Source organism: Collinsella sp. OM04-5, assembly GCF_003439125.1.
Taxonomy (GTDB): domain Bacteria; phylum Actinomycetota; class Coriobacteriia; order Coriobacteriales; family Coriobacteriaceae; genus Collinsella.
In genome coordinates this window covers 185,899-194,898 of the sequence record NZ_QSUU01000001.1, presented here as the reverse complement: position 1 = coordinate 194,898, position 9,000 = coordinate 185,899, and the positions used below count along the sequence as shown (strand labels likewise).

The following is a 9,000-nucleotide window of genomic DNA, read 5'->3' as shown; positions in this document are numbered from 1 at the left end:
CCCCCCCCCACATTAAAAATAAACTGCTGGAAGTACCGTTTATTTTTAACCCTCTTTTTGCAGCTTTATGACAGCCCCATCTAATTCGCAGCCCATAACCCTCTGAAAACCGTGTCCCAAAATTCGCTTGCGAAACGGGATGCGGTTTCCGCTTGTGGCCCCGTTGGGAAGCCACATCCCACTTCGGCCGTAAATTCCGGGTCGCGCTTTCCGCCAGACCCCTCAACCGGAAACCACATCCCATTCCAGAGGCAAATTCCGGGACTCAGCTTCCGCAACCCCGTGTTAAGAAAAAAGCCTCGAGAATTTCGAGGCTTTCACGTTTGTATTATTTCGAGCGCGCGACGGCGATTATCTACTCGCCCAGCACAGCCTTCTTGGCGGCTGCGGCCATGTTGTCCAGATCTTCCTTGGTGGGATGGTCCTTCGCGGCAACCCAGTTGTCGAGCAGCATCTTAAAGCGGGCGTTTTCGGGATCTTGCTCAAGCATGGCCTCGTAGCGCTGCTTGACCGCGGGGCCCATCTTGCCCTGGCACATCGCCCAGCCCGCAAGCTCGGCATCCTCGGCCAAATTGGACGACACGCGGTCGATAATCTGCTGAAAATAGCTCTGGTCGGCACCAAAGCCGCAGGTGCCAAACAAGAAGACGCGCTTGCCGTGCAGGGCGGAAAGCAGCGCCGCCACCGAGGGCGTGCAGGCGCCCTTGTCGCACCAAAAACCAACGAGCACCGTATCGGCAGCGCAGGCACCCTCTGCCTCGTGCGCGACCTGCTCCGGATCTGCATCATCGCTCAGCGCGGCAGCGTGGATAAACTCGACGCCCGCAGCCTGCAGTGCGCGCTTGATCGCCCCCGAAACCATCCTGGTATTACCGCTCTTGCTGTTAACCACCATAGAGCATGTCATAGTCACGTTGCCTCGTTTCCCCCGAAACTCGAGCCATTAATGCAATTTGTTAAAAGCATATCTTAGTACTATCGACGCAGATGTAAACCATCTGCCGCTAATCGGCAGCCCCTACTGGGCTCTACTGGGCAAACTGGCTGCGGTAGAGCTCGGCATAGAAACCGCCCGATGCCAGCAGCTCGTCGTGTGTGCCCCGCTCGATAATCTGGCCGTCGCGCATGACCAGAATGCAGTCGGCGTTGCGGATGGTGCTCAGGCGGTGCGCCACGACAAAGCTTGTGCGACCTGCCATGAGCTCGTCGAATGCCGCCTGCACCTGCAGCTCGGTACGCGTATCGATGCTCGACGTTGCCTCGTCCAGCAGCAAGATCGCCGGATCGGTGAGCATGACGCGCGCGATGCACAGCAGCTGTTTTTGGCCCTGGCTAAACGTGCCGCCGTCCTCGCCGATTACCGTATCGTAGCCGCCTGGCAGCTGCACGATAAACTTGTGCGCATGCGCGCGCTTGGCAGCCTCGATAACCTGCTCGCGCGTGGCATCCGGGCAACCGTAAGCGATGTTGTCCGCCACCGTGCCCTCGAACAGCCACGTATCCTGCAGCACCATGCCAAAGGCGCGGCGCAGGCTTGCGCGCGTGTAGTCACGCGAAGACCGGCCATCGACCGCAATGCGACCGGCATCGATATCGTAAAAGCGCAGCAGCAAATTGATGAGCGTCGTCTTGCCACAGCCCGTGGGGCCGACCAGGGCAAAGCGCATGCCGGGTTTAGCCTCGATGCAGACATCCTGCAGCAGCTTGCGGTCGGGCACATAGCTAAAGTCCACATGTTCAAAGGTCACCTCACCCTGCGGGGCGGCAAGTTCCACGGCATCTAGCGCATCGGGCTCCTGCTCGCGCGCATCGAGCAGTGCAAACATGCGGCGCGCCGAGGCGTACGCAGTCTGGATCTGCGTGATGACGTTCGTGACCTCGTTGAACGGCTTAGTGTACTGGTTGGCGTAGGACAGGAAGATCTGCACGCCGCCCACCGTGAGCGCCGCAGGCACGCCCGTGATCACGCCCGCGCAGCCGATCACAGCGACCACGGCATAGATGATGTTATTGATAAAGCGCGTGCCGGGGTTGGAGAGCGAGCCCATAAACTGCGCGCGCTCACCTGCCGTATAGAGCTCGGCGTTAAGGGCATCAAAGCGCTGTTGAGCGTTCGGGCCATAGGCAAACGCATCCACCAGCTTCTGCTCGCCCACATACTCCTCGATATGGCCACCGAGCTGGCCTTGGATGCGCTGCTGTGCCGTAAAGCTCTTATTGGAAAGTTTGGCGATGGCACCGGCCGCAAAGATGGAAAGCGGCGTGACGAGCACCACCACAAGCGTCATGGTCAGCTTGATGGAGAGCATAAACGCGAGCGTGCCCACGATGGTAATAACGCCGGTAAAGAGCTGCGTGAAGCCCTGCAGCAGACCGTCGCCCACCTGATCGACGTCGTTGACCACGCGGCTCATGAGGTCGCCGTGGGCATGGCTGTCGATAAAGCTGAGCGGCATGCGGCTGAGCTTGTCGCTCGCCTCCACGCGCATGTCGCGCACCGTCTCGTAGGACAAGCGGTTAACGCAATAGCCCTGCAGCCACTGGAAAGCCGCAGCACCTACGACGACAATCGCGAGCTTGGTGACAAGCGGCAGCAGCGCATCGAAGTCCACCTGCCCGGCGGCGACGATCAGGTCGATGCCCTCGCCGATGAGAATAGGTGTGTAGAGCTGCAAGATCACCGAGATGGCAGCGCTCACAAACGACGCCGCAAACGAAATGCGGTGCGGGCGAACATAGCCCAGCAGGCGGCGGGTCACCGCGCCCACGGGATAGCGCTCGGGGTCGCCGGGCTGGCGCGGGCCGTCCCCCAGGTCGTTGAGGTTATCGTTGCCAGACACGTTGGCGGTCATCGTGGCGACCGAGCCGGAAGAAGTGTACGGATTCATTTAGCAGCCCTCCTTTGCGCAAGTGGATGCCAGGGCGCACGCGGCGCCTGGGGTGGACGTGGACGTCGCGCTCCCCCGCTGACCCTCGAGCTCCTCACGACGAAGCTGCGACTGGCAAATCTCGCGATAGAGCCGGCAGGTCGCGTACAGCTCATCGTGCGCGCCCAGGCCCGCGACCGAACCGTGGTCGAGCACGCAGATCATGTCGGCATCGCGCACGGTCGAGACGCGCTGGCTCACGATCACCGTGGTCAGTGGGAGCCCGCCCGCGGCGGCACCGCGCACGCTGCGCTCGCGGATGGCATGGCGAAGCGCCGCGTCGGTCTTAAAGTCGAGCGCCGAGGCGGAGTCATCCATGATTAGGACCTGTGGAGAGCCCACCAGGGCACGTGCGATGGTCAGGCGCTGGCGCTGGCCACCGCTAAAGTTCTTGCCGCCCGCCTCGACCGGGGCATCGAGCCCCTGCGGCTTGTTGCGCACGAACTCGCTCGCCTGCGCCATGTCGAGCGCCGCCCAGAGCTCCTCGTCGGTTGCCGCCTCGTCGCGCCAGGTTAGGTTGCTGCGAATGGTGCCGCTCACCAGCGACGCTCGCTGCGGAACGGTCGCGACCACGTGGCGCAGCTGATCGAGCGGCCAGGTGCGCACGTCGGCGCCCATCACGCTCACGCTGCCGGTGCCCGCATCGTACAGGCGCGGGATGAGCGAGACGAGCGTGGACTTACCACTGCCCGTACCGCCAATAATGCCGAGCGTCTTGCCCAGCGGGAGCTCCAGGGTCACATCGTTGACGGCGTTGGCAGCGCCCGCGCCAAAAGAGAAGCTCGCATGGCTCAAGCTCAGCGCAGGAACTGGAGCGACATTGCCCGGCTTGAGCAGCGCGACCGGCTGGTTGCCCCCGTCGGTGATGCTCGGCTCGCAATTGAGCACCTCGTTGATACGCGACGCGCTGGCGCTCGCCTTGGTAAAGACCACGACCAGGTTGGCGACATACACGATGGAGGTCAGGGTCTGCGTCATGTAGTTCACAAACGCCATGACCTGACCCTGCGTTAGCTCGCCCACGTTGACCTGGATGCCGCCCACCCACAGGATGGCGCACACGCCCAGGTTCATCACAAGAAACGTGACGGGGTTGAGAATCGACGAGAGCTTACCCACCGCGATGGCAGTATTGGCCTGGTCATCGGCGGCCTGGGCAAAGCGCTCGCGCTCGTGGTCCTCGCGCACGAAGGCGCGAACCACGCGAGCGCCCGAAAGCCCCTCGCGGCAAATGAGCGCGATGCGGTCGAGCTTTGCCTGCAGCTGCTTGTAGTACGGAATGCAGCGCGCCATGACAAACCAAAACACCAGGCCGATAGCGGGCGTGCAGATCAAAAAGATGATGCCGAGCTTAAGGTCGATAGCGAGGGCCGCGACCATGGAGCCCACCGCCAGGAAAGGCCAGCGGATGAGCATACGCACGCCCAGCGCCACGGCGAGCTGCACCTGGTTGACGTCGTTGGTGATGCGCGTGATGAGCGACGGCGTGCCAAAGCGATCGAGCTCAGCATAGCTCAGCTTGTTGATGTGCTGGTAGAGCGCGCCGCGAATGTCAGTACCCATGCCCTGCGAGGTGAGCGCCGCCATCTTTTGGCAGACGAGCGTAAACGAGATGCCAATCACGGCCATGGCGGCGAGCACCATGCCGTAGTGGACGACGGCGTTCACATCGTGCGCGCCGATGCCCTTATCGATCATCTGGGCAATCACCAGCGGCGTTAGCAGGTCAAAGATCACTTCGATCAGCTTGCACGCAGGGCCAATCACCATACACCGGCGAAACTTGCCACCAAAACGCCTGAGCAGCTCAATCATGTATAGGCGCTCCCTATCATCATTTCAATTCAATCTGATTCATGATAGTACGGAGAGCCCTGGAGATGCGTAAGCAACTCGTTACAGATGTTAAGGCGAAGTGAGCACGAAGGCTACCAGTGCCCAAGGCATGTATCCGCCGCTGTTTTGGCAAAGCCAGCGAGCAACACAAAGCAAGGGATTAAGTTACCCGATAAACGCGACTTTACGGGTGATTTTTGGACGACGGGGCCGGGCCGGCGGCGAGGTATTTGGTAGTCGAGCGATCCCGCAGGCGCAGCCGAGGACCAGCGAGACACCAAATACCTCGTCGCCGGCCGGGCCATGTCGCGGCACCAAAAAGCGCCCGTGCGCTCGATGGATTCGGATGCCCGACAGAGGCTCCTTATGGCTGCTTCCTTCCGGACCTGACCAGATTCGGAACATGTCGTCATCCGAACCCATCGAACGCGCTAGGCGCTCGATATATCTTACCCGCTTCCGCCCGATGGGGCAAGGTACCTAATTTGGGGCTAATTTGACTACTTTTGAGTTGCGGTGGAATAGTTCCTGTTTTTGCTGTCTGAGCCGCCAAACAGGAACTATTTCACCGCAACTTATCGAGGGGAATGAGTTTTAGATGCGGCCAAGGTCGTAGGATCGAGCAGCCGCTTCACCGACGCAGATGAGGTTGGTTGTGGCTTCTTGCACACCGAGTGCCTGGTCGAGGGGCATGGGCTTGCGGCAGATCGGCAAAACCAAGTCAATACCCCGCCCATACACCGCATCCAGGTTGTCAGCACGACCGCCCACGACGGCGACCACCGGCTTGCCATAGCGTTTCGCACGACGGGCCACGCCCACTGGCGCCTTGCCGGCAGCGGATTGCTCGTCCATATTGCCCTCGCCCGTTATGACCAGGTCGACATCGCGTACACGCTCGTCAAACCCCGCGAGATCGAGCACCGTCTCCACGCCCGAGCGTAGCTCCGCACCGAGCGCCAGCAGCGCGGCACCCAGGCCGCCGGCGGCACCTGCGCCGGGCACGCCGAGCACCGAGCCAAATGTCCGTGCGCCCTCGGGTGCGCGCAACAACCCCTGGGCCCGAGCCTCGACAATTGCCGTATCGAGCAGGCGGCCGTAGCCGACCATCCAACTGTCGCACCTGCTCAGCGCCTCGGCGTCACCCGCTGGCAGACCCTTCTGTCCGCCAAACACTGCAAGCGCGCCGCGACGCCCTACAAGCGGATTCTCGACATCCGAAAGCACAACGATACGAGCGTCATCCAAAGCCTGAAGCGCTGGCGCCAAATCGATACTCGCCACGTGTTCAAGGCCGGCAAGACCGGGGGCGACATCGCAGCCCTGATCATCGACCACACGCGCGCCCAGCGCCTGCAACATGCCGGCGCCACCGTCGTTGGTGGCACTGCCGCCCAGACCAATATAGAGTGTCTTTGCGCCCTTGCGAACCGCGCGAAGCATGAGCTCACCCACGCCATAGGTTGTGGCCGCCAACGCCGCCGATTCCGTGCAGGGTGAATACCCAATACCCGCCGCCTCGGCCATCTCGATGACCGCGGACTTGCGCTCGGCATCAACCAGCATCCGGGCAGACACGCGGTCGCCCAAGGGACCTGCCACCTCGCAAGTCACAATCTCACCGCCGCACGCGGCAACGGCATCGAGCGTCCCCTCGCCACCATCTGCCAGCAGCAATGTGCACACCTCGGCATCGGGCCAAACGCGGCGCACGCCTTCGGCAACGGCCTCCTCCGCCTGCGCACTCGACACACTGCCCTTAAAGGAGTCGATCGCCAGCAGCACACGGCGGGGCCGGCGGCACGCAGGACCAAAGTCAACTACCGCGCCAGCATCCTCACCGGCACCTGCAAGCGCTGCGGCGTGAGCGGCGTGTGCTTCAAGATCGGCCCCACAACCGCAGCCAGCACCATCGGTGCCACGCAGCCCACTAAAATAGCTGCTCAACACCGCGCGGCACTCGTCTGCCAGCACGCCGGCCGTCACGTTAAACCGATGATTCAGGCGCGAATCGGCATTGAGGTCGTATAGCGACCCCAGAGCGCCCGCTTTAGCATCGGCCGCGCCGTACACGCAGCGCCCCACGCGCGCGTTAACCATAAGCCCCGCGCACATGCAGCAGGGCTCGAGCGTTACGTAGACCGTGCAATCGGAAAGGCGCCAGCGGCCGAGCGACTGCGCGGCGGCGCATAGGGCCGCAAACTCGGCATGCGCCGAAGGGTCCTGGTCGAGCTCGCGGCGATTGTGAGCCCTCGCGACAATCTCATCCGCGCGCACTACCACGGCACCAATCGGTACCTCGCCCACCGCAGCGGCGGCTCGCGCCTCCGCCAGCGCCTCGTGCATGAACTTCTCATCGATTTCGGTGATCGTCATCGTTCGCCTTCCCTGTTGCAAATCCAAAACGATGCTATCATTACGACTCACGGAGAGATGGCAGAGCGGTTGAATGCGGCGGTCTTGAAAACCGTTGAGCGCGAGAGCGTTCCGGGGGTTCGAATCCCCCTCTCTCCGCCACTTTTAGTGATGCACCGGCGTCATGGTCCGCTCGAACAGTGCATCGACAACGTCAGCGATCTCGGAGCGACGCTCCAGATCGTGACCCGATTCCCACCACATAGTAAAGAGCCGAATAATGCCGCCGGCGACAAACTCAGCCGTCGTGTCGAGCGACACGGGCGCAAGCGCGTCCTCGTCTAGCGCACTCATCACACGCTCGCGGATAGAGCGGGCAATGCGATCGCAAATCATGCTGGTCAGCATGCCCGACATGCTGCTCGCCAAAATGTTGTCCATGAGCTGCTCGTGGGCCAGAATCAGGTCCATGGCGTCGGTGAACACCTCGTGGCGAAGCACGCGCACGTCGTCGGCCGACACCGTGCCGCCCTCGCCAACCCGCTTTTGCGGCAAACCCGACATAAGCTCATCGATATAAAAGGCAAAGTAATCGTTCTTGTCGCGAAAGTGCTTGTAGAACGTTGTGCGGCGAATCATGGCGCGGTCGCACAGCATGGCAACCGTCAGGTCCTCAAATCGATGCTCCTCGAGAAGCTCGGTGAAGGCATCGAACAGGGCGCGATAGGTTTTCTTAATACGAAGGTCCACTGGTATCGCCATCCTCAGGGTAAAGACAACACTCGTCAATCTGTCGCATATCTTACACCTGTACCTCGTGCGCTTTGTCCCGGTACCAACCCCACCGAAAACATAACGCTTACCGGAAAGTTCGGCACGACAAAACGTTGCGGGTATACTAGTAGCGTTATACCAACGGCAGCTGGCGCATGCCGCCGCGGCCATTCGAAACGGAGACATCATGATTACCGTCATCATCGGCATCGTTGTTGTCATTGTGATTGTCTGCGCCATCGCCGGCATCTACAACAACATGGTCACCAAGCGCAACCGTATCGATAACGCCTGGCAGAACATCGATACGCAGCTGCAGCGCCGCAACGACCTGATCCCCAACCTAGTCGAGACCGTCAAGGGCTACGCCAAGCACGAGCAGGAGACGCTCTCCGCCGTGATCAGCGCGCGCAACACCGCCGTCAAGGCCACCACGCCCGAGGCCAAGATGGAGGCCGACAACGTGCTGACCGGTGCGCTACGCCAGCTCTTCGCCGTAGCCGAGGCCTATCCCGACCTTAAGGCAAACACCAACTTTACGCAGCTGCAGGCGTCGCTCGAGGATACCGAGAACAAGATTAGCTATGCACGCCAGAGCTACAACGACTGCGTGCTCAGCTACAACAACGCCATTCAGACGTTCCCGGCTGTCATCTTTGCCGGCATCTTCCAGTTTAAGGAGCGCCAGGGCTTCGAGGCCGCCGAAGCAGCCCGCCAGGCCCCGACCGTCAAGTTCTAGTAGTTTGGCAGCGCATCCTAAATCGGCTATATGCATAAACCGCCCCGTCGAATGCATACTTCGACGGGGCGGTTTCCTTTTTCGCGAAGGTCCCCCTCTAAGCGCCGTGCATTTTTAGGAGTATTCAACATAACCAAGGGCTTCGGGCGCTACGATAAATGCCAAAGACCGCGAATATCCCTGCAAATCAAACGCTGTCAGCCCATAACCCCGCCCATCATTCGTAGAAAACATCGAGAAATCCCGATTTTTTGCCCGAGGTCGGTATGCAGGGGCCTTCGGTTGCAGAATACTCGCAAAAATGCACGTCGCCATCACCCCCACATGGCGCGAACCAAAACAAAAGCGCGGCCTAAAAGGCCGCGCGCC

7 protein-coding genes, 1 tRNA gene and 1 other RNA gene are annotated in these 9,000 nt (G+C 61.2%); 2 read left to right on the top strand and 7 right to left on the bottom strand.

Going from position 1 to position 9,000, the window contains the following annotated elements:
* Positions 1-355: 355 nt before the first annotated feature.
* The 5 genes from bilS to tadA form a co-directional block, all read right to left on the bottom strand.
* Entirely contained in the window at positions 356-907 is a 552-nt protein-coding gene (gene bilS / locus DXB53_RS00835; RefSeq protein ID WP_117582953.1) for a flavodoxin family protein BilS, read from the bottom strand.
* A gap of 121 nt (positions 908-1,028) precedes the next feature.
* The gene (locus tag DXB53_RS00830; protein ID WP_117582952.1) at positions 1,029-2,888 is read right to left on the bottom strand and encodes an ABC transporter ATP-binding protein; all 1,860 of its coding nucleotides are present in this window, start codon (positions 2,886-2,888) and stop codon (positions 1,029-1,031) included.
* Entirely contained in the window at positions 2,889-4,742 is a 1,854-nt protein-coding gene (locus DXB53_RS00825; RefSeq protein ID WP_117582951.1) for an ABC transporter ATP-binding protein, read from the bottom strand.
* Between the two features lie 351 nt (positions 4,743-5,093).
* Positions 5,094-5,189, bottom strand: an RNA gene (gene ffs / locus DXB53_RS00820) — signal recognition particle sRNA small type.
* Between the two features lie 168 nt (positions 5,190-5,357).
* Positions 5,358-7,139, bottom strand: coding sequence for a tRNA adenosine(34) deaminase TadA (tadA, locus tag DXB53_RS00815; protein WP_117582950.1), 1,782 nt, complete (start codon positions 7,137-7,139; stop codon positions 5,358-5,360).
* 51 nt (positions 7,140-7,190) lie between these two features.
* Here tadA and DXB53_RS00810 point away from each other — a divergent pair.
* A tRNA-Ser gene (locus DXB53_RS00810) sits at positions 7,191-7,280 on the top strand.
* Positions 7,281-7,283: 3 nt separating this feature from the next.
* Here DXB53_RS00810 and DXB53_RS00805 read toward each other — a convergent pair.
* Positions 7,284-7,868, bottom strand: a complete 585-nt coding sequence (locus DXB53_RS00805) for a TetR/AcrR family transcriptional regulator (protein ID WP_117582949.1) — start codon at positions 7,866-7,868, stop codon at positions 7,284-7,286.
* Positions 7,869-8,079: 211 nt separating this feature from the next.
* On the opposite strand from DXB53_RS00805, the gene DXB53_RS00800 reads away from it, so the two are divergent.
* Complete coding sequence (locus DXB53_RS00800; RefSeq protein WP_082421874.1) at positions 8,080-8,631, top strand: LemA family protein; 552 nt, start codon at positions 8,080-8,082, stop codon at positions 8,629-8,631.
* Between the two features lie 114 nt (positions 8,632-8,745).
* Here the strand turns inward: DXB53_RS00800 and DXB53_RS10075 are convergent.
* Positions 8,746-9,000: hypothetical protein (locus DXB53_RS10075; protein WP_233503771.1), on the bottom strand; the 255-nt coding region annotated here is incomplete at its 5' end.

Coding starts and splice junctions, on each gene's coding strand:
- bilS (WP_117582953.1), bottom strand. CDS start 907: ATGACATGCTCTATGGTGGTTAACAGCAAGAGCGGTAATACCAGGATG.
- tadA (WP_117582950.1), bottom strand. CDS start 7,139: ATGACGATCACCGAAATCGATGAGAAGTTCATGCACGAGGCGCTGGCG.
- DXB53_RS00830 (WP_117582952.1), bottom strand. CDS start 2,888: ATGAATCCGTACACTTCTTCCGGCTCGGTCGCCACGATGACCGCCAAC.
- DXB53_RS00800 (WP_082421874.1), top strand. CDS start 8,080: ATGATTACCGTCATCATCGGCATCGTTGTTGTCATTGTGATTGTCTGC.
- DXB53_RS00825 (WP_117582951.1), bottom strand. CDS start 4,742: ATGATTGAGCTGCTCAGGCGTTTTGGTGGCAAGTTTCGCCGGTGTATG.